This is a genomic window from Streptomyces sp. AV19 (genome assembly GCF_015999245.1).
Taxonomy (GTDB): Bacteria; Actinomycetota; Actinomycetes; order Streptomycetales; family Streptomycetaceae; genus Streptomyces.
The window spans coordinates 374413-395420 of sequence record NZ_JAEAMR010000010.1; the positions used below are offsets into that span (position 1 = coordinate 374413).

At 74.1% G+C, this 21008-nt stretch carries 21 protein-coding genes; 14 read left to right on the forward strand and 7 right to left on the reverse strand.

Annotated features, from left to right (window positions below; translation table 11 throughout):
• The 5 genes from I5Q34_RS34875 to I5Q34_RS20135 all read left to right on the forward strand — a co-directional run.
• A partial coding sequence (locus tag I5Q34_RS34875) for a hypothetical protein (protein WP_234429169.1) occupies window positions 1–434 on the forward strand: 434 nt, incomplete at its 5' end.
• Window positions 435–530: 96 nt separating this feature from the next.
• Entirely contained in the window at window positions 531–1595 is a 1065-nt protein-coding gene (locus I5Q34_RS20120) for a ScpA family protein (protein WP_199893704.1), read from the forward strand.
• The gene (gene scpB / locus I5Q34_RS20125; RefSeq protein ID WP_199893705.1) at window positions 1592–2203 is read left to right on the forward strand and encodes an SMC-Scp complex subunit ScpB; all 612 of its coding nucleotides are present in this window, start codon (window positions 1592–1594) and stop codon (window positions 2201–2203) included. Before I5Q34_RS20120 ends, scpB begins: the two co-directional genes overlap by 4 nt.
• Window positions 2203–3414 (forward strand): pseudouridine synthase, encoded by a 1212-nt coding sequence (locus I5Q34_RS20130; protein WP_199893706.1) that lies wholly within the window; start codon window positions 2203–2205, stop codon window positions 3412–3414. The genes scpB and I5Q34_RS20130 overlap by 1 nt, the downstream gene beginning before the upstream one ends.
• A 52-nt stretch (window positions 3415–3466) precedes the next feature.
• Window positions 3467–4267, forward strand: coding sequence for a DNA polymerase beta superfamily protein (locus tag I5Q34_RS20135; RefSeq protein ID WP_199893707.1), 801 nt, complete (start codon window positions 3467–3469; stop codon window positions 4265–4267).
• Here I5Q34_RS20135 and I5Q34_RS20140 read toward each other — a convergent pair.
• On the reverse strand, window positions 4264–4953 hold the full coding sequence (locus I5Q34_RS20140; protein WP_199893708.1) for a DNA polymerase beta superfamily protein: 690 nt from the start codon (window positions 4951–4953) through the stop codon (window positions 4264–4266). The genes I5Q34_RS20135 and I5Q34_RS20140 overlap by 4 nt on opposite strands.
• Before the next feature lie 49 nt (window positions 4954–5002).
• On the reverse strand, window positions 5003–5365 hold the full coding sequence (locus tag I5Q34_RS20145; protein WP_199893709.1) for a DUF952 domain-containing protein: 363 nt from the start codon (window positions 5363–5365) through the stop codon (window positions 5003–5005).
• Between the two features lie 83 nt (window positions 5366–5448).
• Between I5Q34_RS20145 and I5Q34_RS20150 the strand changes: the two genes are divergently transcribed.
• The 4 genes from I5Q34_RS20150 to der all read left to right on the forward strand — a co-directional run bounded on the left by I5Q34_RS20150 (window position 5449) and on the right by der (window position 9533).
• Complete coding sequence (locus tag I5Q34_RS20150; protein ID WP_277965503.1) at window positions 5449–6537, forward strand: prephenate dehydrogenase; 1089 nt, start codon at window positions 5449–5451, stop codon at window positions 6535–6537.
• A gap of 89 nt (window positions 6538–6626) precedes the next feature.
• On the forward strand, window positions 6627–7376 hold the full coding sequence (gene cmk, locus I5Q34_RS20155) for a (d)CMP kinase (RefSeq protein ID WP_199893711.1): 750 nt from the start codon (window positions 6627–6629) through the stop codon (window positions 7374–7376).
• A 50-nt stretch (window positions 7377–7426) separates the two neighbouring features.
• On the forward strand, window positions 7427–8014 hold the full coding sequence (locus I5Q34_RS20160) for a 1-acyl-sn-glycerol-3-phosphate acyltransferase (protein ID WP_199894283.1): 588 nt from the start codon (window positions 7427–7429) through the stop codon (window positions 8012–8014).
• A 58-nt stretch (window positions 8015–8072) separates the two neighbouring features.
• A complete protein-coding gene (gene der / locus I5Q34_RS20165; RefSeq protein ID WP_199893712.1) occupies window positions 8073–9533 on the forward strand; it encodes a ribosome biogenesis GTPase Der in 1461 nt (486 codons plus the stop codon).
• Window positions 9534–9671: 138 nt separating this feature from the next.
• Here der and I5Q34_RS20170 read toward each other — a convergent pair whose 3' ends face one another.
• Both I5Q34_RS20170 and I5Q34_RS20175 read right to left on the reverse strand, forming a co-directional pair.
• The gene (locus I5Q34_RS20170) at window positions 9672–10001 is read right to left on the reverse strand and encodes a hypothetical protein (protein ID WP_234429170.1); all 330 of its coding nucleotides are present in this window, start codon (window positions 9999–10001) and stop codon (window positions 9672–9674) included.
• 165 nt (window positions 10002–10166) lie between these two features.
• Entirely contained in the window at window positions 10167–10952 is a 786-nt protein-coding gene (locus I5Q34_RS20175; RefSeq protein ID WP_199893714.1) for a hypothetical protein, read from the reverse strand.
• Between the two features lie 267 nt (window positions 10953–11219).
• On the opposite strand from I5Q34_RS20175, the gene I5Q34_RS20180 reads away from it, so the two are divergent.
• The 3 genes from I5Q34_RS20180 to I5Q34_RS20190 all read left to right on the forward strand — a co-directional run bounded on the left by I5Q34_RS20180 (window position 11220) and on the right by I5Q34_RS20190 (window position 14566).
• Window positions 11220–12470: a glycosyltransferase family 4 protein gene (locus I5Q34_RS20180; protein WP_199893715.1), complete on the forward strand. Its 1251-nt coding sequence runs from the start codon at window positions 11220–11222 to the stop codon at window positions 12468–12470.
• Window positions 12467–13387, forward strand: coding sequence for a hypothetical protein (locus tag I5Q34_RS20185; RefSeq protein WP_199893716.1), 921 nt, complete (start codon window positions 12467–12469; stop codon window positions 13385–13387). The genes I5Q34_RS20180 and I5Q34_RS20185 overlap by 4 nt, the downstream gene beginning before the upstream one ends.
• A 954-nt stretch (window positions 13388–14341) precedes the next feature.
• Window positions 14342–14566 carry an I78 family peptidase inhibitor gene (locus tag I5Q34_RS20190; RefSeq protein ID WP_199893717.1) on the forward strand — a complete coding sequence of 75 codons (225 nt, stop codon included), beginning with the start codon at window positions 14342–14344 and terminating at the stop codon, window positions 14564–14566.
• A 48-nt stretch (window positions 14567–14614) separates the two neighbouring features.
• Here I5Q34_RS20190 and I5Q34_RS20195 read toward each other — a convergent pair whose 3' ends face one another.
• Together I5Q34_RS20195 and I5Q34_RS20200 are read right to left on the reverse strand one after the other, a co-directional pair.
• Complete coding sequence (locus I5Q34_RS20195) at window positions 14615–15604, reverse strand: phosphatase PAP2 family protein (protein WP_199893718.1); 990 nt, start codon at window positions 15602–15604, stop codon at window positions 14615–14617.
• 299 nt (window positions 15605–15903) lie between these two features.
• Window positions 15904–17088, reverse strand: coding sequence for a mannosyltransferase family protein (locus tag I5Q34_RS20200; protein WP_277965368.1), 1185 nt, complete (start codon window positions 17086–17088; stop codon window positions 15904–15906).
• Window positions 17089–17230: 142 nt separating this feature from the next.
• Between I5Q34_RS20200 and I5Q34_RS20205 the strand changes: the two genes are divergently transcribed.
• Both I5Q34_RS20205 and I5Q34_RS20210 read left to right on the forward strand, forming a co-directional pair.
• Window positions 17231–18796, forward strand: a complete 1566-nt coding sequence (locus I5Q34_RS20205) for an MFS transporter (protein ID WP_199893720.1) — start codon at window positions 17231–17233, stop codon at window positions 18794–18796.
• Between the two features lie 423 nt (window positions 18797–19219).
• A complete protein-coding gene (locus I5Q34_RS20210; protein ID WP_199893721.1) occupies window positions 19220–20401 on the forward strand; it encodes an acyl-CoA dehydrogenase family protein in 1182 nt (393 codons plus the stop codon).
• Between the two features lie 63 nt (window positions 20402–20464).
• Here I5Q34_RS20210 and I5Q34_RS20215 read toward each other — a convergent pair whose 3' ends face one another.
• On the reverse strand, window positions 20465–20899 hold the full coding sequence (locus I5Q34_RS20215) for a cell division protein SepF (RefSeq protein ID WP_199893722.1): 435 nt from the start codon (window positions 20897–20899) through the stop codon (window positions 20465–20467).
• Window positions 20900–21008: the final 109 nt, after the last annotated feature.

Genomic DNA, 21008 nt, shown 5'->3' on the forward strand with positions numbered 1-21008 from the left:
CGCTCCGCGCCCGGGGCCGTCAGCGGACGCCGGGGCGCGGAGCGTCGCCGGAGGCCGCTCCGGGCGCGGCGGACGGCTCCGAGCGCTCCGAGCGCCGTGCTTCCGTCCCCCCGGTCGAGCGGGAGCGTTCCGCGGGCCGGCCGGCCGCATCCCCTTCCCGGAACGGGGAACCCGCCGCGGCCTCGTCGCGCCGCCGCGGCCGCGCCGCCAACCGCCGGCCCAGCGGCCGGGAGCGCCACGACGAGAAGATCACGGTCTACGTCTCCGCCGAGGAGCTGATGGACCTGGAGCACGCCCGCCTGGTGCTGCGCGGCGAGCACGGGCTCGCGGTGGACCGCGGCCGGATCGTGCGGGAGGCCGTGGCCGTCGTCCTCGCCGACCTGGAGGCGCGCGGCGACGCGAGCATCCTCGTGCGGCGCCTGCGGGGCCGCTGAGCGGCTCGCCGGTAGCCTGCCCGCGGCGGCCGCGTCCGCCGAGCCGGCCCGCGGGCCGTTTGGACCGCCTGTTCCCTTCGCTTGGACCCCTTTCGCATGCCCGAGTCCGCAGCCGTCGCCGCCGTTGCCGCCACTGTCCGTACCGCGGCCCGGCGCGTGCTGGGCCGGGGGCCGGGCGGCGGACCGTCGCCGCAGGCCGAGGACCGGGATTCTTCCCCCGCCCCGCCCCTTCCCGAAACCGGGGGACAAGCCCCCCGGCCCCCCGAGCGGCCCGGCCGTGAAGGGGGTGTTGCTCCGGGGCCCGGGGGCACCGGGGCGGAGCCTGCGGTTCCGGGGGAAGGCTCCTCGGGAACCACGGGCGACGGGCGGTTCACGCTTCACCTCGACAACTTCGAGGGGCCCTTCGATCTGCTCCTCCAGCTGATCGCCAAGCACAAGCTGGACGTCACCGAGGTCGCTCTGTCGCAGGTCACGGACGAGTTCATGGCTCACCTGCGGGCCATGGGGCCGGACTTCGACCTCGACCAGACGACCGAGTTCCTCGTCGTCGCCTCGACGCTGCTCGACCTCAAGACGGCCCGGCTGCTGCCCGCCGCCGAGGTGGAGGACGAGGCCGACCTCGCCCTGCTGGAGGCCCGGGACCTGCTCTTCGCGCGGCTGCTCCAGTACCGCGCGTACAAGCGCATCGCGGAGATGTTCGGCGAGCGGATGGCGACGGAGGGCCGCCGCTACCCCCGTACCGTTGGCCTGGAGCCGCACCACGCGGAGCTGCTGCCCGAGGTCGTCCTCGGCATCGGCCCCGAGCGGCTGGCCGAGCTGGCCGTGAAGGCGATGCAGCCGAAGCCCGCGCCGCAGGTGTACGTGGACCACATCCACGCCCCGCTGGTGAGCGTCCGGGAACAGGCGGAGATCGTCGTGACCCGGCTGCGCGAGGCCGGCGAGGCGAGCTTCGGGGAGCTGACGGCCGACGCCGCCGACACCCTCACGGTCGTGGCGCGCTTTCTCGCCCTGCTGGAGCTCTACCGCGAGCGGGCGGTGCACCTGGAGCAGGAGGAGGCGCTGGGATCCCTCAGGGTCCGCTGGACGGGCGGGGAGGACGCGGCACCGCTGGTGACGGACGAGTTCGATCAGCAGGAAGATCAGAAGGAAGAGCCGCAATGACCGACACGCTCCCGCTGGGACCCGCGCTGGAGGCCGTCCTCATGGTCATCGACGAGCCCGTCTCCGAGGAGCACCTCGCCAAGGTCCTGGAGCGCCCGCGCCGGGAGGTCGCCGACGCCCTGCACGCGCTGGCCGACGAATACACCGCCCAGGGCCGCGGCTTCGAACTGCGCGCCGTCGGCGGCGGCTGGCGCTTCTCCACCCGTCCCGAGTACGCGGACGCCGTCGAGGCCTTCGTGCTCGACGGCCAGCAGGCCCGGCTGACCCAGGCCGCGTTGGAGACCCTGGCCGTCGTCGCGTACCGTCAGCCGGTCAGCCGTTCGCGGGTCTCCGCGGTTCGCGGGGTGAACTGCGACGGCGTCATGCGCACCCTCCTCCAGCGCGGTCTCGTGGAGGAGACGGGGACGGAACCCGAAACAGGTGCGATCCTGTACAGGACGACGAACTATTTCCTGGAGCGGATGGGCCTGCGCGGCCTGGACGAGCTTCCCGAGCTCGCACCGTTCCTCCCGGAGGCGGACGCGGTCGAGGGCGACTCCCAGGAAGGGGTGCCGTCGTTCGATCCGGATGCCCCGGACACCGAAGCGGACGACAAGACGGAACTTTGATGCGAAGCAGCGGCAGGAACAGCGGTAGCGGCAACCGGGACGACCGGGGCGGACGCGGCGGGTCCCCCCGGCAGGGGTCCGGTGGCGCGCGCTCGGGCGGCGGACGCCAGGGCGGCGGGCGCTCCGGCGGCTCCCGCTACGAGGGTGGCTCGCGCGACGACAGGGGCTCCCGTTACGAGGGTGGCTCGCGCTACGAGGGCGGTTCGCGTAACGACGGCGGCGGCCGGCGTGACGACCGGCCGGAGCAGCGTCCGCGCCGCCCGCGCCCCGAGGAGCGCCGCTACGACGTCGGCCCCGACGCCGAGCGCACCGGCCGGGGCGCCTCGGCCCGCGGCGGCGCCAAGGGCGGCCCGCGCCGCAGCCCCTCGGCGGGCACCGGCCGCCGGACGGCCCCGGCGCGCCCGCGCGAGCTCGACGCCAAGATCGAGGAGCGCAACCGCGAGCGTTACAACAAGCCGGTGGTCAAGACCCCCAAGACCTTCGGCGAGCAGGAGGGCGAGCGCCTGCAGAAGGTGCTGGCCCGGGCCGGCATGGGCTCCCGCCGCGCCTGCGAGGAGCTGATCGAGCAGGCCCGCGTCGAGGTCAACGGCCGCATCGTCACCGAGCAGGGCCTCCGCGTGGACCCGGAGAAGGACGAGATCAAGGTGGACGGCCTGACCGTCGCCACCCAGTCCTACCTGTTCTTCGCGCTCAACAAGCCGGCCGGCGTCGTCTCCACGATGGAGGACCCGGACGGCCGCCAGTGCCTCGGCGACTACGTCACCAACCGCGAGACCCGGCTCTTCCACGTCGGCCGCCTCGACACGGAGACCGAGGGCATCATCCTGCTCACCAACCACGGCGAGCTGGCCCACCGCCTCACCCACCCGCGCTACGGCGTCCAGAAGACCTACCTGGCCGCCATCACCGGCCCGCTGCCGCGCGACATCGGCAAGCAGCTCAAGTCCGGCATCCAGCTGGAGGACGGCTACGCCCGCGCCGACAACTTCCGCGTGGTGCAGCAGACCGGCAAGAACTACCTGGTCGAGGTCACCCTCCACGAGGGCCGCAAGCACATCGTCCGCCGCATGCTGGCCGAGGCCGGCTTCCCGGTCGAGAAGCTCGTCCGCACCTCGTTCGGCCCGATCGCCCTCGGCGACCAGAAGTCGGGCTGGCTGCGCCGCCTGACCAACACCGAGGTCGGCATGCTGATGCGCGAGGTCGAGCTCTAGGACCGCAGGTACCGGGTCCGGGGCGCCGCCCCGGGCCTGGGATCCTCGGACGATGACCGACACCGGCATACGGGCGGAGGACCGGCTCCGCAGCGCCGGCCTGCCGGCCACCGACCTCTCGCCCGTACTCGCCGAGCAGGGACACCCCCTGGTCTTCGCCACCGTCTCCGGAGCCCACCTCTACGGCTTCCCGTCGGCCGACTCCGACGTGGACCTGCGCGGCGCCCACCTGCTCCCCGTGGCCGACCTGGTCGGCCTCCGCGAGGGCGAGGAAACGTGCTCCGTCATGGGCGACCGCGACGGCGTCGAGATGGACCTCGTCACGCACGACCTGCGCAAGTTCGCCCGGCTCATGCTCCGCCGCAACGGCTACGTCCTCGAACAGCTGCTGTCGCCGCTCGTCGTCCGCACCTCGGACACCCATGCCGAGCTGGCCGCCCTGGCCCCCGGCGTCCTCACCCGCCACCACGCGCACCACTACCGGGGGTTCGCGAACACCCAGTGGCGCCTGTTCGCCAAGCAGCCCGAGCTCAAGCCGCTGCTCTACACCCTGCGGGTGCTGCTCACCGGCATCCACCTGCTGCGCGGCGGCGAGGTGGAGGCCCATCTGCCGGCCCTGCTCGACCTGGTGCCCGCGCCCGGCTACGTGCCCGAGCTGATCGCGGCGAAGGCGGAGGCCGAGCACGGAACGCTCGACGGCCTCGTCGACGCCGGGCGGCTGCGGACGGACGTCGAGGCGCTGCACGCGGAGCTCGACGCCGCGCAGGCCGCCTCCCGGCTCCCGGAGACGGCCGGGCCGGGCGTCCACGACGCCCTGCACGACCTGGTCGTCCGGGCGCGCACGGCCTGCTAGGCGGCCTGCGCGGAGGCCCGCCGCACCCGTATCAGGAAGTCCTCGACGCGCGCCCGGCCGGGCTCCGCGGGCAGCGGCGAACGGGCCGCGGCCGCGTCCGCCTCGTCCCGCAGGGCGGTCATCCGGCGCTCCGCCTCCGGCCACGGCACCTCGCCGCGCCGGACGGCCAGCAGCCACTCCCGCCGGTCGCCGACGTCGACCGTGAGGGTGCCGGTGCGCAGCAGGTCGCGGGCGCTGCCGAGCAGGCGGAGCAGGTGCATCACGTGCTTCCAGTCCGGCGCCCCCGACCGCCGCAGGGCGGCCTCGGACTTGGCGCGCTGGGCGTCCGCGTAGCCGACGAAGGACTGGTGCGCCCGCAGGGAGAGGAACGCCCCGCGCAGCGACAGCAGTTCACGGCCGGTGGCGTCCGCGTGCTCGACGAGCGGGGAGTGGAGGACCTCCAGGATCCCGGGGTTGGCCCGCAGCGCCAGGTCGCAGAAGCGCTCCAGCTCCCAGGAGAACTGCTCCTCCGCCGGGCCCTCCACATGCGTCGGCGGCTTGGCGAAGCCCCAGAACAGCCGGGCAGGTGCCGCGTACACCCCGCGCCGGTCGGTGTCGCTCGCCTCCGTGGCCAGCCCGAAGGCGCGCGAGCCCATGACGCAGGAGTAGATCGTGTGGTCGGTCACCAGGGAGTGCATGGCCCGCATTGTCGCCGCCGGGTGCGACACACGGCACCCGGATTTGCAACCACCCGGATTACGACCAGACCGTCAGCCCCGTCGCCGCACCCGCCTCGTCCCGCTGGATCTCCATCATCCCCTCGACCGCGTCGCGGTTGATCCGGCCGAAGACGTGCGGGAAGAGCGTTCCGGGGGCCACGCCGGGCGGGGGCTCGGGGTCGGCCGACTCCCAGCGGACCAGGACGCCGAGCTTGTGCTCGTCGATCAGCAGCGCCATCAGCGGGCCCCGGGTGTCCCGGTAGAAGGCGGAGGCCACGGCGAGCGTCGTCTCCTCGTCGGGGGAGCAGTGCACGAAGCCCTCGTCATTGAGGGAGGCGGGGGCGAACGGGCGGTCGGGGACGGCCAGCCAGTCGTCGAGGGGCACCACATGGAAGATCATGCCCTCGGTTCTACCCGACTCGGGGCTGGCTAGGGTGGGACGCGCAGCACCCGTCCCCCGCCCAGGTCGAGACCGCAAGGACCATCGCCTCCGTGAGAACCGCCCTCGTCATCGGCACCGGCCTGATCGGCACCTCCGCAGCCCTCGCGCTCGCGGGCCGCGGTGTGCAGGTGCACCTCAGCGACCACGACCCCGCCCAGGCCCGGACCGCGGCCGCGCGCGGCGCCGGCACCGACAAGGAGCCCGAGGGCCGCTGCGACCTGGTGGTCGTCGCCGTGCCGCCGGCCCACGTGGCGGCCACCCTCGCGGAGGCGATCGGCGCCGGCCGCGGCCGCGCCTACCTCGACGTGGCCAGCGTCAAGGGCGGTCCCCGCCGCGAGCTGGAGGCCCTCGGCTGCGACCTCTCCGGCTACCTGGGCACCCACCCGATGGCCGGCCGCGAGCGCTCCGGGCCCCTGGCGGCCTCCGCCGACCTGTTCGAGGGCCGCCCCTGGGTGCTGACCCCCACCCGGGACACCGACACCGAGGTCCTCAACATCGCCCTCGAACTGGTCGCCCTGTGCCGGGCCGTCCCCGTGGTGATGGACGCCGACGCCCACGACCGGGCCGTCGCCCTCGTCTCGCACACCCCCCAGCTGGTCTCCAGCATGGTCGCCGCCCGGCTGGAGGACGCCGACGAGACGGCCGTGCGCCTGTGCGGCCAGGGCATCCGCGACGTGACCCGGATCGCCGCGTCCGACCCGCGGATGTGGCTCGACATCCTGTCCGCCAACCCCGGCCCGGTCGCCGACGTCCTCGACGGCCTCGCCGCCGACCTCGACGCCACCGTGCGGGCCCTGCGCGCCCTGGACGCCGCCGAACCCGCCGAGGAGGCGGTCACCGGCCTGGAGACCGTGCTGCGCCGCGGCAACGCGGGCCGCGCCCGCGTCCCCGGCAAGCACGGCGCGGCCCCTGCGGCGTACGAGACGGTCACCGTCCTCATCGGCGACCAGCCGGGCGAGCTGGCCCGGATCTTCGCGGACGCCGGCCGCGCGGGCGTCAACATCGAGGACGTCCGCATCGAGCACGCCACCGGCCAGCAGAGCGGTCTGATCCAGCTGATGGTCGAGCCGCAGGCCGTCGCGGCGCTCACCGCGACCCTGCGCGACCGGGGCTGGGCACTGCGCCAGTAGGCCCGGTGGATATCGCGGCGCGATTCGCTCCGGCGAGCCAGTAACCTTGGGTGAGCCTGAATGGATTTCGACAAGCGTGCACAAGGAAGGTGTCTGACACCGTGGAAACCGCCGCCAGGACCGCGCCGGCAGCAGTCATCGTCGGCATCGACGGCCCCTCCGGCACGGGCAAGTCCAGCACTTCCAAGGCCGTGGCCGCCAAGCTCGGGCTGTGCTACCTGGACACGGGCGCGCAGTACCGGGCGATCACCTGGTGGATGCTGAGCAACGGCATCGACGTCGACGACGCCGCGGCCGTCGCCGCCGCGGCCGGAAAGCCCGAGATCGTCTCCGGCACGGACCCGTCCGCGCCGACGATCACGGTCGACGGCGCCGACGCCGCGGGCCCCATCCGCACCCAGGAGGTCACCTCCGCGGTCAGCGCCATCAGCGCGGTGCCCGAGATCCGTACCCGGCTGACCGAGCTCCAGCGCTCGATCGCCGCCGCGGCTCCGCACGGCATCGTCGTCGAGGGCCGGGACATCGGCACGACCGTGCTCCCGGACGCCGACGTCAAGATCTTCCTGACGGCCTCCCCGGAGGCCCGCGCGGCCCGTCGCAACGGCGAGCTGAAGGGCAAGAACGCCCAGGATGCAGCCGACCTGGCCGCCACCCAGGCCGCCCTGATCAAGCGGGACGCCGCCGACTCCGGCCGCAAGACCTCCCCGCTCGCCCGGGCCGCGGACGCGATCGAGGTGGACACCACCGAGCTGACCCTCGACCAGGTCATCGAGTGCGTGGTGACCCTGGTGGAGTCGAGGCGGAGCGCGACCGAAAGCGCGGAGAAGCGGTCCGCGTGACCGCTTCCGCCTCCGGTGCGGCCGTCGGCAGACGGATCGGCATCGGCCTGATGTACGGGCTGTGGAAGCCCCGCGTGCTGGGCGCCTGGCGGGTGCCCGCCGCGGGGCCGGCCATTCTGGCCGTCAACCACTCCCACAACATCGACGGCCCGATGCTGATGGGCACCGCGCCCCGGCCCGTGCACTTCCTGATCAAGAAGGAGGCGTTCACCGGCCCGCTCGGCCCCTTCCTGCGCGGCATCGGCCAGCTGGAGGTGGACCGCGCGGGCACCGACCGCGCAGCGGTCACCGGTGCGCTGGAGGTCCTGGAGCAGGGCGGCGTCCTCGGGATCTTCCCCGAGGGCACCCGGGGCGAGGGCGACTTCGCCTCGCTGCGGGCGGGCCTGGCCTACTTCGCCCTCCGGTCGGGGGCGCCCGTCGTCCCCGTCGCCGTCCTGGGCAGCGCCGAGCGCGGGGGACGCCTCGTCCCCGGGCTGCCCCCGCTGCGCGGCCGGGTCGACGTCGTCTTCGGTGACGCCTTCGACCCCGGGGACGGCAGCGGGCGGCGCACCCGCGCGGCGCTGGACGAGGCGACCGTACGCATCCAGCGGCGGCTGGGCGCGCACCTGACGGAAGCCAAGCGCCTCACCGGGCGCTGAACGAGACTTAGTAGCGGACCGCCTGGTCCGCCGACCATACGAACGAGGAACGGACTCCATGAACGACCAGATCCACACCGGCGACGAGCACGGTGAGCTTGGCGACGCCGAGTACGCGGAGTTCATGGAGCTCGCGGCGCTGGAGGGCTTCGACGCCGACGAGGTCGAGAGCGAGCTCGCCGCTGCCGGCCACGGCCCGCTGCCGGTGCTCGCCGTCGTCGGCCGCCCCAATGTCGGCAAGTCCACCCTGGTGAACCGCATCATCGGCCGCCGCGAGGCGGTCGTCGAGGACAAGCCCGGCGTCACCCGGGACCGCGTCACCTACGAGGCCGAGTGGGCCGGCCGCCGCTTCAAGGTCGTCGACACCGGCGGCTGGGAGCAGGACGTCCTCGGCATCGACGCCTCCGTCGCCGCCCAGGCCGAGTTCGCCATCGAGGCCGCCGACGCGGTCGTCTTCGTCGTGGACTCCTCCGTCGGCGCCACCGACACCGACGAGGCCGTCGTCAAGCTGCTCCGCCGGGCCGGCAAGCCCGTCGTCCTGTGCGCCAACAAGGTGGACGGCCCCTCCGCCGAGGCCGACGCCGCCATGCTCTGGTCGCTCGGCCTGGGCGAGCCCCACCCGGTCTCCGCCCTGCACGGCCGCGGCACCGGCGACATGCTGGACGCGGTTCTGGAGGCACTGCCCGAGGCCCCGGCCCAGACCTTCGGCACCGCCGTCGGAGGCCCCCGCCGCATCGCCCTGGTCGGCCGCCCGAACGTCGGCAAGTCCTCGCTGCTCAACCGGGTCGCGGGGGAGGAGCGGGTGGTCGTCAACGAGCTGGCCGGCACCACCCGGGACCCGGTCGACGAGCTGATCGAGCTGGGCGGCACGACCTGGAAGTTCGTGGACACCGCCGGCATCCGCCGCCGCGTCCACCTCCAGGAGGGCGCCGACTACTACGCCTCGCTGCGCACCGCCGCCGCCGTTGAGAAGGCCGAGGTGGCCGTCGTCCTCATCGACGCGGCCGAGTCCATCAGCGTCCAGGACCAGCGGATCGTCACCATGGCCGTCGAGGCCGGCCGCGCGCTGGTGCTCGCGATCAACAAGTGGGACACCCTCGACGAGGAGCGTCGCTTCTACCTGGAGCGCGAGATCGAGACCGAGCTCGGCCAGGTCGGCTGGGCGCCGCGGGTGAACGTGTCGGCGCGGACGGGCCGGCACATGGAGAAGCTCGTCCCGGCGATCGAGACGGCCCTCGCCGGGTGGGAGACCCGCGTGCCCACCGGCCGGCTCAACGCCTTCCTCGGGGAGCTCGTCGCGGCCCACCCGCACCCCATCCGGGGCGGCAAGCAGCCGCGCATCCTCTTCGGCACGCAGGCGGGCACCAAGCCGCCGCGGTTCGTCCTCTTCGCCTCCGGCTTCCTGGAGGCCGGTTACCGCCGCTTCATCGAGCGGCGGCTGCGCGAGGAGTTCGGCTTCGAAGGAACCCCGATCCACATCTCGGTGCGGGTGCGGGAGAAGCGCAGCCGCAAGAAGTAGACGGCCGGGGGTCCGGGGGGCGTCCCCCGGGGACGTGCAGTCGGGAGAAGCGGGACGGCGGGCGGCGCGAGGAGAAGCGCAGCCGCGCGGGAAGAAGCAGGGCGCGCAGCGTGACCAGAGGCCGCGCATGCGCCCCCGCTAGAAGCCGCGCATGCGTCCGTCACGCGAACCGGGCGGCAGCGCGGGCAGCTGACCGCGCTGCCGCCCGGGCTGCTGGTACGCGTCCCAGCCCCCCGACCAGCCCGTGTGCCCCGGGTACGGCGCGTGCCCGGTGAGCTGGCCGTAGTACCCCTGGCCCTGGCCCGCGCCCTGCTGCGGGAGGCCGAACCCCTTGAAGCCCAGCTCCTCCTCGCCCGCCCGGTCACCGGGCAGCGTGCGGAAGGAGCGGCGGTACTCGGAGCAGAGGGCGTCGAAGATCGGGGTCACCGAGGCGGGGCGGCTCTGGGCGGCGTCGCGGGGTGGGCGCATGCCGGGGATGTAGTTCTGGTACGAGGTCCGGGAAGCGGGTTCGTAAGAGTACACATCCCTGCCAACGACCCCGTGGGCCATCGGATGCGGCCCGGGCCGCGAATCCTTCCCAGGGGCCGGGGGAAACAGGAGTGCGCCGGTGCACCGTGGGGCGCACACCGTCGATCAGGTGCCCGCGAGCGGCATCGCCGCGCCCACCAGCTTCCCCGCGGCCGCCGCCCGGTCCAGGGCCTCCCGCAGCAGGTCCTCGCGCGGCTGCTGGCCGATCGTGCCGACCGGGGCCGCGAAGACCAGCACCCGCCCCGACTTGTTGACCGCGGAGCGCCACTCGTCGGCCACCTGCATCGCCTGGTGCGCCTGCCACCAGGCCACCGGCGCGCCCCCGTTGTTGTTGGGCTGGAGCACCGCGTGCAGCTTGCCCATCACCAGCAGCACCGACCAGCCCGGAAGCTGCTCGGGCACCTGGTCGAGGGCGGTGACCGTGGAGAAGCCCTGCTCGGTGAGCAGCTCCAGGAAGACGTCCACCGGACCGTTGGTGCCGGGGCGGGCGATCGGCACGAGCGGCTCGACGACCAGCGCCGGCTGCACCTCGCCGCCCACCAGCAGCAGACCGCTGGTGACGCCCAGCTCCGCCTGGAGCGGCAGGTCGGAATCCGGCTGCCGGCCCTGGTCGCCGCCGCCGGTGATGGACCGCACCGCGCCCTGCAACTGCTCCTCGGAGACCGGTACCACCTGCGAGGGGATGCAGGAGGCGTGCGCGAAGGCGAGCACCGCCGTCTCCTCGCCGACGAACAGCACGGTGCTGGTGCGCTCCCGCTCGCTGTCGCCGGGGGTGCGGCACGAGGTGCAGTCGTAGGTGCCCGGGGCGTTGTCGCCCCCGAGCAGGCGGTTCGCTTCTTCGTCGCCGATCTCGGCGCGTACTTCGTCGCTGACGTCGAGCATGCGAGGCACGGGGGCTCCTCGTACTTCCGGTGCGTGGGCGGGCGCCGGGCGGTTCCCGGCTCGTAACGAAGACAACGGAGGACCCACGGCCGGGGTCACGCCCTCGGGCGACGGCGCTTCGCGGCATCGCGTCCCCGGCCGGAACCCGCCGCCCGCGTCATGGAATGCTCATCGTTCCGTGATCGAGTCGAGGACCGGAGCCAACCTCCTGATCGTCAGTACGGTCTAATCTTCAGGAGGCGCGCCACCGGGCACGCACACCGGCTGTGGGGACGAATGCACATCTCATTCCTGATTCACAATGCCTACGGCATCGGCGGCACCATCCGCACCACGTACAACCTCGCGAGCACGCTCGCCGAGCACCACGACGTGGAGGTCGTCTCCGTCTTCCGGCACCGGGACGAGCCGGTGTTCGCCCCGTCCGGCAAGGTACGGCTGAGGCACCTGGTGGACCTGCGCAAGGGCAGCCCGGGCTACGAGGGCGACGACCCGGAGTGCGAGCGTCCCGCCGCCGTCTTCCCGGCCGCCGAGGGCCGGTACAAGCAGTACAGCGCCCTCACCGACCGGCGCATCGCCGACCACCTGCGGAGCCTGGAGTGCGACGTGGTCGTGGGCACCCGGCCCGGCCTCAACGTGCACATCGCCCAGCAGGCCCGGCGCGGCGTCGCCCGGGTCGGCCAGGAACACCTCACCCTGAGCACCCACTCCGCCTCCCTGAAGCTGGCGCTGCGCACCCACTACCCCCGGCTCGACGCCGTCACCACCGTGACCGAGGCCGACGCGCGCACCTACCGCAAGTTGATGCGGCTGCCCGGCGTGCACATCGAGGCCGTGCCCAACAGCGTGCCCGCCCCGGCCGTCGCCCCCGCCGACTCCTCCGGGAAGTGGGTGATCGCCGCCGGCCGGCTCGCCCCCGCCAAGCGCTACGACGTGCTCGTCAAGTCCTTCGCCAAGGTCGTGGCCGAACGCCCGGACTGGCGGCTGCGGATCTACGGCGCCGGCACCGAGAAGGCCAAGCTGCGCGCCCTCATCGACAAGCTCGGCCTCTACAACCACGTCTTCCTCATGGGCCCCGCCAATCCGCTGGAGGCGGAGTGGGTCAAGGGGTCCGTCGGCGCCGTCACCTCCAGCCTGGAGTCGTTCGGCATGACGATCGTCGAGGCGATGCGCTGCGGCCTGCCCGTGGTCTCCACGGACTGTCCGCACGGCCCCCGGGAGATCATCGACAACGGCACGGACGGCCTGCTGGTACCGGTCGGCAAGACCGACGCCATCGCCGCCGGGCTGCTGAAGCTGATCGAGGACGACGAGCTGCGCCGGCGCATGGGCCGGGCGGCGCTGGAGAACTCGGCCCGCTTCGACCCCGCCGAGATCGCCGGGCGCTACGAGCGGCTCTTCGCCGGTCTCACCGGCCGCGGCTCCCTGCGCGGCTCCCTGCACCGCACCCGCGGGGCCCTGCTCAGCGGTGCCCTCAGGACCAAGGACGCCGGCCGCTCCGCCCTGCGACGGGTGCGTGCCGCATGACGCATTCCCCGACCCCCGCCGGGCCCGTCGACGCGGGCTCCACCGTCCCCGAGGAGTTCACCATCGTGTCTGCCCCGCCGCGCGCCGACTGCATCGCGGATTCCGCGGGCGGACTCACCTTCGACCTCGACGCCCCCGAGGGGGCCGACGCCTCCGGCCACTGGTCGGCGGCGCTGGTGCTGCTCCGCCGGGGCGGCAACGTTGTCGAGAACCCCGACGATGAGGTCCGCCTGCCGCTCACGCCCAACGGCGCCGGCCGTCTGCGCGCCGTCCTGCCCAGCACCGTCCCGCTGCCCGAGGGCCGCTGGGACGTCCACCTGGGCCTGGGCGAGGCCGAGCCGGCCCGGCTGCTGCCGGGCCTGGCCGACCTGCGCTCCCTGGTGGACCGCCGGCCCGGCCCCAGCACCTCGCCGCTCGCGGTGCGCATCCCCTACGTCACCAAGCACGGCAACCTCTCGCTGCGCAGCTGGCAGCGGGCGCCGCACGCCGAGGCCGGTGACCTGGGGATCGACGCCAAGGGCATCACCGTGGGCGGCACGCTGCACCGGGTGGAGAACCCCGAGGAGTGGCTCGCCGGCGCCGTCGCGGAGGCCCGCTGCCGCCGTGACCCGCAGCTGGTCCGCACCTCCCCGGTCACCGCGGACGGCCATGACTTCTCCTTCACGTTCGCCCTGGCGGAGCTGTGCGAGGCCTGGGAGGGCGGGCCGGACGTCTGGGACCTGTGGCTGTGCCCGGCGGACGGCTCGGCCGCGGCCCGGGTCGCCCGGCTGCTGGACGACGTCGCGGACAAGGGGCAGATCTTCGTCTACCCGGCCCAGCCGGTGGACGCCCCCTACGCGCCCGCCCAGGCCGGCCCGCACTACACGGCCGACAACGACCTGGCGATCCGCGTCGACGAGCGGCCGCCGATCCGCTAGGCGCTCCGCCGGATGTGCGGTCAGTCGGCTGCGGGCTGGTCGCGCGGTTCCCCGCGCCGGACTTCCAAGAGCACGCTCGGAGCGGGTCGCCTCGCCGGCGGGCCGCGGGATCGGGCCGGGCCCTGCCGGGGTGCGGCTTCCTGCGGGGCGCGACCCCTCGGGGAAGGAAGCGCTCCGTCCGCGTGGCGAGTGCCCGCCCCCGGCCTGCCCCGGCCCGTCCGGCCGGGTCGTGCCGTCGCTCGGCGGAGGAATCGGTGTCGGCTCCGCGGACGGCCGGAGCGCGTCCCACGCGGAGGCGGGCCGGGTGGTGCGGCTCCTCAGGGGAGGACCGCCGCGTCCGCTCCGGTGAGCGGCCGTCCCGGCCGGGGCATCCTCGCGGACCGACGCGCCGTCCGCGAGTCGGTGTGGGTGGAGGTCCGGACCGGGGCTCGCCGCACCGGCCGGGTCGCCATGGGCCTCGTCCGCCCTCGGGGACCCGCCGGACGGGGCCGCCACTTCGCGACGGGCCGGGGCGGGCGCGGAACGGGCCGGCCGCGTCGCCCGGCAGCGCGCTCCGGTCGGGGCCGTCGGCCCGGGGCCGCGCGGGGGTGTTCCGCTCGGGTGCACGGGCCTCTCCGCCGCCTTCCGGAATCAAATATTCCGCCGCCTGCGGGGAACGTTCCGGGGCTCGCGGCATTCCGTCCGGCAGGGGCGCGAAAGGATCTCCGCATCGAATTCCGGCGGAAAGAGCAAAGGGCTTTCGGAAACGCGGCGGCCTGCCGCACACATTCCCAACCGGAGTTCGCGGGGCCGGATAGCGGGGGCGGAAAAAGACCCGTGGGAGTGATGCGCGCGGCGGTAAACCCGGCCGCGGATTTCTGTGACAGAAGTGTGACCCGTGGTGGGCCGGTGGCGGGCGGTGAGCGGTCCTCCGCGGGCTGCCGGGGGCGCTTCCCGGGGGCTACGGTGGCTGGCATGGTGCCCCTGCCGAACCTGCCCGGCCTGCCGCCGGACCCCGACGACGACCCCGAGGCGTACGCGGGCCTCGACGCCGAGGACGCGGCCGCCCGGGCGCGCGCCCGGGGCTGGACGACCGTCCGCGCGCTGCCGCCGGGCACCGTGATCACGCTGGAGTACGTGGCCGGGCGGCTGAACTTCGAAGTGGCGGACGGCGTCGTGCGGCGCTGCTGGAAGGGCTGACGCCGGACATGCGGAAGGCCGCCCCGAGGGGCGGCCTTCCGGCGGTGCTCAGCCGACGGTGCGTCCCTGGCCCGTCGCCGGGACCGGCGGCGCGGTGCGCTGCGGCGGCCGGCGGCTGCCGCCGGGGGTGACCGGCGTCCGCTCGGAGCGGGGCGTGTGCGGCCGGGCCGCGGCACGGGCCCGGCCCTCGGCCGACCGTCCGGCCCGGGAACCCGCGCCCACCGGCTCGCGGGCCGGGGCCGCGTCGTCGGCCGGGGCGCGCGGCCCCCACAGCCCGATCGGGACGGTCGCCACCACCGGCGCCAGGACGCGCCGCTCGCGCAGCCGGGCCCAGACGGCCAGCAGCCAGGCCTCGGCCCGGTCCATCAGCGGCTCGAACCAGGGCAGGGCCAGCAGCACCAGCAGGCCGGCGGTCCAGCCGAGGGTGACGTCGCTCATCCAGTGCGTACCGAGGTAGACCGTCGTCATGCCGACGCCCAGCGCCAGCAGCGCCGCGCTCACCGAGGCGATCCGGCGGGCGCGGGGGGTGGTGGCCAGGTAGGCGAGGACGCCCCAGGTGACCACCGCGTTGGCGGTGTGGCCGGAGGGGAATATGTCGCCCCCGGCGAACATCTCGTTGGAGCCGATCTCGGTCGCGTAGTGCGGGCCGAGCCGGCCCATCCCTATCTTCGCGGCGCCCACGGTGGCGTTGAGCAGCAGCAGCGCGGTGCCCAGCACCAGCAGGGGCCGCAGTGTCTTCCGCTTGTACGCGCACCAGCCCAGCCAGGCGGCGACCGCGACGGCCGTCGGGCCGCGCTGGCCCAGCACGACGAAGTAGTCGAGGAAGGTGTGGATCTCGGGCCATTGCTTGTACGGCCTGAAGAGCATGACCTGCCAGTCGAAACGCACCGGCCAGGACGTGGTCAGCACACCGACCACGATCGCCGCGTAGACCACGGAGGTCGCCACGAAGATCCCCAGGCGGGTCCGGGTCATCCGTGGTCGCGGGGGTTCGCTCGGGCGCTCCTCGGCGGGGACGAGCTCGTCGTTGGTACGCACTCAATCGACGTTACATTGCGTGATGGGAGGGTCCGGCCGATCGCGCCGATTTGTGATGACGATGTGATGTGGAATGCGTCTCAAACACGACTTTCGGCGCGTTTGATCCGGTGAGCGCGGAACACGTGCCCGGAAAATAAGAAACGGCTAAAGAATCCTGGCCGGGCGGCAGTCGAGGGCCCGGTACAGGCTTTTCCGCTTTTCCGTACGGACGTTTATCGGGGATTGGGCGGGGTGTTCCGGAGTGTTTTCCGCCGCTCGGGGGAGGGCGGTCCCGGGAGCCGGTCCGGAGAAAATGATCATGGTGGGCCCGAGCCGTTCAGCCAGAACGCCCCGTAACAGGCCGCCACCAGCGCCACCGCACCCGCCACCGGCACCGCCCGCGACGTGCGCAGCCGCGCCAGGGCCGTCGCGAGCGGCAGCAGCAGCGGGAAGGCCGGCAGCATCAGCCGCGGCTTCGAACCGAAGTAGCCCTTCGCCGTCAGGGCCAGCAGCAGCACCGTCCCCGAGTAGACGAGCAGCGGCAACGGCTGCCCCCGCCGCGCCCCCGTCACGTACAGCCACACCACCAGCGCCACGCCCGCCAGCAGCGCCAGCCCCGCGAAGAACGCCGGTCCCGCCAGCCGCTCCCCTATGAACGCCCCGAAGGCCAGTCCGCCGTCGAAACCGTTGCCCCAGCCGCCCTGCACGTCCAGATAGCCGCCCGGGCTCCCGGTCCGCACACCGACCCACACCACGTATGCCAGCCAGCCCAGCGGGGCGAGCGCCGCGCCCAGCAGCATCCGCCGCCGCTCCGCGCGCCCGGGACGGCGGCCCCGGCGCAGCAGGGCCACCGCCGCAGTGATCCAGACGGCCGCCACCACCGCCACCCCCACCGGGCGGGTCAGCCCGGCCAGCGCGGCCAGTGCGCCGGCCGCCGGCCAGCGGCCGGTCAGCACCGCGTACACCGACCACGCCGCCAGCGCCGTGAACAGCGACTCCGAGTACGCCATCGACTGGACCACGCCCACCGGCAGCGCCGCCCACAGCACCACCAGCGCCACACCGGCCCGCCGGCCGTGCAGCAGCTCGCCGATCGCGAAGATCCCCGCCGCGGCGAACAGCGAGGAGACCGCGCTCACCAGCAGCCCGGCATCGGCCGCCGATACCGGCAGCAGGGCCGACAGCAGCCGCTCCAGCCACGGCAGCAACGGGAAGAAGGCGAGGTCGGAGTGGACCTTGCCGCCGGTCAGCGCGAGCGTGTAGCCGTAGCCGTCCTCCGCTATCCGCGCGTACCAGACCGAGTCCCAGCGCCCCGACAGCAGGTGGTGCGCGTCCTTGCCCGTCGCCAGGCCCCACAGCGCCAGCACCGCGATCCCCAGCGCCCGCACCGCCGCGTAGGCCAGCAGGGCCGGGGCGGCGCGCCGCAGCGCTCCGGACGCGGGGACGGCCCGGTCCGTGCGTATGCCGGTGCGTATGCCGGAGGGGGAGGCGAGATCGGTCACCGGCCGATTGTCCAGCATCCGCCGCCCGGACCGCGAACGGCCGGCGGCAAGCTGGCGGCTGTGACCTGCCGGGACTCGCGTAACCTGGCGTCTCACTCGTCCCCTCGGCACCGCCCGGCCGGGACCCGACACGGAGGTGGGAATGTCAGGAACGGCGACCGCCCGCCCCGGCCGGTCCACCGGGATCCCCCGCCAGCGGCGGCGTTCCGCGCCGCCCCGCGCGGCGGGGGCGAACCGCTGGACGGTGCTCGTCGTCCTGTGCGCCAGCCTGCTTCTCGTCGCCGTCGACGGCACCGTCCTGCACGTCGCCGTCCCGGCCGTGACCGAGGACCTGCGGCCCTCGGCGATCCAGCTGCTGTGGATCGTGGACGTCTACCCGCTGGTCTGCGCCTCCCTGCTGATCCTCTTCGGGACGCTCGGCGACCGGGTGGGCCGGCGGCGCGTGCTGCTGCTCGGCTACGGGCTCTTCGGGATCGCCTCGCTGCTCGCCGCGCTCGCCACGGAGCCGGAGGTGCTGATCGCGGCCCGCGCGCTGCTCGGCGCCGGCGGCGCGATGATCATGCCCGCGACGCTCTCCATCCTCCGGCAGGTCTTCCCCGACCGGCGGGAACGGGCCCTGGCCATCGGCGTCTGGAGCGCGGTGGCCGCGGTCGGCGCGGCCGCCGGCCCGCTGCTCGGCGGGCTCCTCCTCGAACACTTCTGGTGGGGCTCGGTCTTCCTCATCAACCTGCCGCTGATGGCCGTCAGCCTCCCCGTCGGCCGCTGGCTGCTGCCCGAGTCCACCGGCGGCAAGGACGGGCCGTGGGACGTGCTCGGCGCGCTGATGGCCGCGTTCGGGCTGTTCGGCGTGGTGCTGGGGGTCAAGCGGATCGGCGGGGCCGAGCCGCTGTCGCTGCTCACGGTGGCGCCGGCCGCGCTCGGGGCCGCCCTTCTCGTCCTGTTCGTCCGCCGCCAGCGGCGGCGGGCGCGGCCGCTCGTCGACCTCGCGCTGTTCGCCCGGCCGGCGTTCGGGGTCTCCGTCGGGTGCATCGTGCTGGCGATGCTCGCCCTCGTCGGGCTGGAGCTGGTCGCCGCGCAGTACCTCCAGCTCGTGCTGGGCCTCAGCCCGCTGGAGACCGGGCTGCGGCTGCTGCCGCTCACCCTCGCCGCGATGGCGGCGGGCCTCGCGGGCTCCCGCGTCCTCGCCCGCTTCGGGCCGCGCGCCATGGTCTGCTCCGGCTTCGCGCTCACGGCCCTCGCGGTCCTGTCGCTGACGGTGATGGGCCGGGACGACCGGCCGGTCACGCTCGTCTGCGGCTTCGTCATCCTCGGCCTCGGGCTGGAGACCACGCTCTTCGGGGCGTACGAGTCGATGCTCAGCGAGGCGCCCGAGCGGGAGGCGGGGGGTGCGGCGGCGATCGGTGAGACCTCGTACCAGCTGGGGGCGGGCATCGGCATCGCGCTGCTGGGCAGCGTCATGAACGCCGCGTACGCGCCCGGGGTCGCCGGCACGCCCGGCGTGCCGAGCGCGGCGTCCGTCGCGGCGGGGCACTCGCTGGGTGAGGCGTACGAGGTGGCGTCGCGGCTGGGCGGGGCGCCGGGGGAGGCGTTGCGGGTGGCGGCGCGGGACGCGTTTGTGCACGGGCTGCATGTGACGTTGGTGGTGAGTGCGGGGTTGCTGGTGGTGGGGGCGGTGGCGGCGTTGCGGCTGCCTCGGGCGATGGATTGAGCCCCCGCCCCGCCCTTTCACCGTTTCCGCGGGGGCTGCGCCCCTGCGCCACCCTGCCCGCGGGGCGGGGGTGGGCGGAGGCCGCGCTCCGCGCGGGTGGGCGGGGCTCCGCCCCGGACCCCGAAGCGCCCTCCGGGCAGACCCCGGACCCCGTCCGCCCTCCGGGCGGAGTCCTCAAACGCCGGACGGGCTGAATTGGCGGGCTGGGGACGAACGCGGCGCAGCCGCGTTGCGGGGGTGCAGGGGGTGGAGCCCCCGCTCACCATGCGGAGCGCGGTGTTGGGCCGAGGGGCGCAGCCCCGGAAGAAACGGTGAAAGGGCGGGCCGGGGCAAGATCCCCCGGTCGCCTGGACGCGCGTGGTTACTGGGTCGTAACGTCGGGGGAGCCCCGCTCCGACCCCGAGCGCACCCGCGGAGGACCTCATGCCACCCGCCCCGTTCGACCCCCACGACCCCCTCTCCCTCGACGAGTTGCTCGGCCCCGAGGACCGGGCCATCCGCGACACCGTCCGTCAGTGGGCGGCCGACCGCGTCCTGCCGTACGTCGCCGAGTGGTACGAGCGCGGCGAGCTGCCGGGGATCCGGGAGCTCGCGCGCGAGCTCGGGGCCCTGGGGGCGCTCGGGATGTCGCTCAGCGGCTACGGCTGCGCGGGCGCCACCGCCGTCCAGTACGGCCTGGCCTGCCTGGAGTTGGAGGCCGCCGACTCCGGCATCAGGTCGCTCGTCTCCGTGCAGGGCTCCCTCGCCATGTACGCGATCCACCGCTACGGCTCGGAGGAGCAGAAGCGGCGCTGGCTGCCGTCCATGGCCAAGGGCGAGACCATCGGCTGCTTCGCGCTGACCGAGCCCGATCACGGCTCGGACCCGGCCGGTATGCGGACGTACGCCAAGCGCGACGCCGGCGGCGACTGGCTGCTCACCGGCCGCAAGATGTGGATCACCAATGGCTCCGTGGCCGGTGTCGCCGTCGTCTGGGCAGGCACGGACGAGGGTATCCGCGGATTCGTCGTCCCCACCGACAGCCCCGGCTTCTCGGCCCCCGAGATCAAGCACAAGTGGTCGCTGCGCGCCTCCGTCACCAGCGAGCTGGTCCTGGACGAGGTGCGGCTGCCCGCCGACGCCGTCCTGCCGGAGGTCACCGGGCTGCGCGGGCCGCTCGGCTGTCTGAGTCACGCCCGGTACGGGATCGTCTGGGGCGCGATGGGCGCCGCCCGTGCGAGCTTCGAGTCGGCGCTCGACTACGCGCGCACGCGCGAGCAGTTCGGCCGGCCCATCGGCGGCTTCCAGCTCACCCAGGCCAAACTGGCCGACATGGCCGTGGAACTGCACAAGGGCATCCTGCTCGCCCATCACCTGGGGCGGCGGATGGACGCGGGACGGCTGCGGCCGGAGCAGGTGAGCTTCGGCAAGCTCAACAACGTGCGGGAGGCGATCGGGATCTGCCGCACCGCCAGGACGATCCTGGGCGCCAACGGGATCTCGCTGGAGTACCCGGTCATGCGGCACGCGACGAACCTGGAGTCGGTGCTCACCTACGAAGGCACCGTGGAAATGCACCAGTTGGTGCTGGGGAAGGCGCTCACCGGCTTCGACGCGTTCCGGTGAACACCCCCACCCCGCCTTCCCGGGGGCAACCCCCGGACCCCCGGCCGTGCAACCCGCTGTGGCTCAGCTCTGGTTGAAGAAGCCCCCGTTCGTCCGCCCCGCCTCCCCGCTGACCACCTTGTAGTCGGCGGGGGTGAGGAGGAAGACGCGGTTGGCCACGCGCTCGATCGAGCCGCGGAGGCCGAAGGTGAGGCCGGCGGCGAAGTCCACGACCCGCTTGGCGTCGCTGGGCTCCATGGCGGTGAGGTTGACGATCACAGGGACGCCCTCGCGGAAGAGCTCCCCGATCCCACGGGCGTCCCGGAAGCCGTCCGGGGTGACCGTGGCGATGCGGGTGCCCTGCTCCTGCGCGGCCTCGTCGGCCACGCGCACCCTCGGGTTGGTCACCCAGGAGTCACCGGGCTCGGGCCCCTCGGCGTACTCGTCGTCGTAGTAGCGCTCGTCGTCGCTGTCGTCGACGAGGCCAAGCCAGGCACTCGCCTTACGCACCGAACCCATGGACGCCTCCTCTCACACGCGGTGTGTTCCGCCCGCCCCTCTATGGTCGTCCATGATGCGGATGGTGTGCCAAATGGATAGGGGCCAAGCGAGGATTTCGTGACGCATC

What these genes read in the sequence shown, in the direction of transcription:
- I5Q34_RS20120 (WP_199893704.1), top strand. Translation starts at nt 531, where the DNA reads ATGCCCGAGTCCGCAGCCGTCGCCGCCGTTGCCGCCACTGTCCGTACC.
- scpB (WP_199893705.1), top strand. Translation starts at nt 1,592, where the DNA reads ATGACCGACACGCTCCCGCTGGGACCCGCGCTGGAGGCCGTCCTCATG.
- I5Q34_RS20130 (WP_199893706.1), top strand. Translation starts at nt 2,203, where the DNA reads ATGCGAAGCAGCGGCAGGAACAGCGGTAGCGGCAACCGGGACGACCGG.
- I5Q34_RS20135 (WP_199893707.1), top strand. Translation starts at nt 3,467, where the DNA reads ATGACCGACACCGGCATACGGGCGGAGGACCGGCTCCGCAGCGCCGGC.
- I5Q34_RS20140 (WP_199893708.1), bottom strand. Translation starts at nt 4,953, where the DNA reads ATGCGGGCCATGCACTCCCTGGTGACCGACCACACGATCTACTCCTGC.
- I5Q34_RS20145 (WP_199893709.1), bottom strand. Translation starts at nt 5,365, where the DNA reads ATGATCTTCCATGTGGTGCCCCTCGACGACTGGCTGGCCGTCCCCGAC.
- I5Q34_RS20160 (WP_199894283.1), top strand. Translation starts at nt 7,427, where the DNA reads ATGTACGGGCTGTGGAAGCCCCGCGTGCTGGGCGCCTGGCGGGTGCCC.
- der (WP_199893712.1), top strand. Translation starts at nt 8,073, where the DNA reads ATGAACGACCAGATCCACACCGGCGACGAGCACGGTGAGCTTGGCGAC.
- I5Q34_RS20170 (WP_234429170.1), bottom strand. Translation starts at nt 10,001, where the DNA reads ATGCGCCCACCCCGCGACGCCGCCCAGAGCCGCCCCGCCTCGGTGACC.
- I5Q34_RS20180 (WP_199893715.1), top strand. Translation starts at nt 11,220, where the DNA reads ATGCACATCTCATTCCTGATTCACAATGCCTACGGCATCGGCGGCACC.
- I5Q34_RS20185 (WP_199893716.1), top strand. Translation starts at nt 12,467, where the DNA reads ATGACGCATTCCCCGACCCCCGCCGGGCCCGTCGACGCGGGCTCCACC.
- I5Q34_RS20190 (WP_199893717.1), top strand. Translation starts at nt 14,342, where the DNA reads ATGGTGCCCCTGCCGAACCTGCCCGGCCTGCCGCCGGACCCCGACGAC.
- I5Q34_RS20205 (WP_199893720.1), top strand. Translation starts at nt 17,231, where the DNA reads ATGTCAGGAACGGCGACCGCCCGCCCCGGCCGGTCCACCGGGATCCCC.
- I5Q34_RS20210 (WP_199893721.1), top strand. Translation starts at nt 19,220, where the DNA reads ATGCCACCCGCCCCGTTCGACCCCCACGACCCCCTCTCCCTCGACGAG.
- I5Q34_RS20215 (WP_199893722.1), bottom strand. Translation starts at nt 20,899, where the DNA reads ATGGGTTCGGTGCGTAAGGCGAGTGCCTGGCTTGGCCTCGTCGACGAC.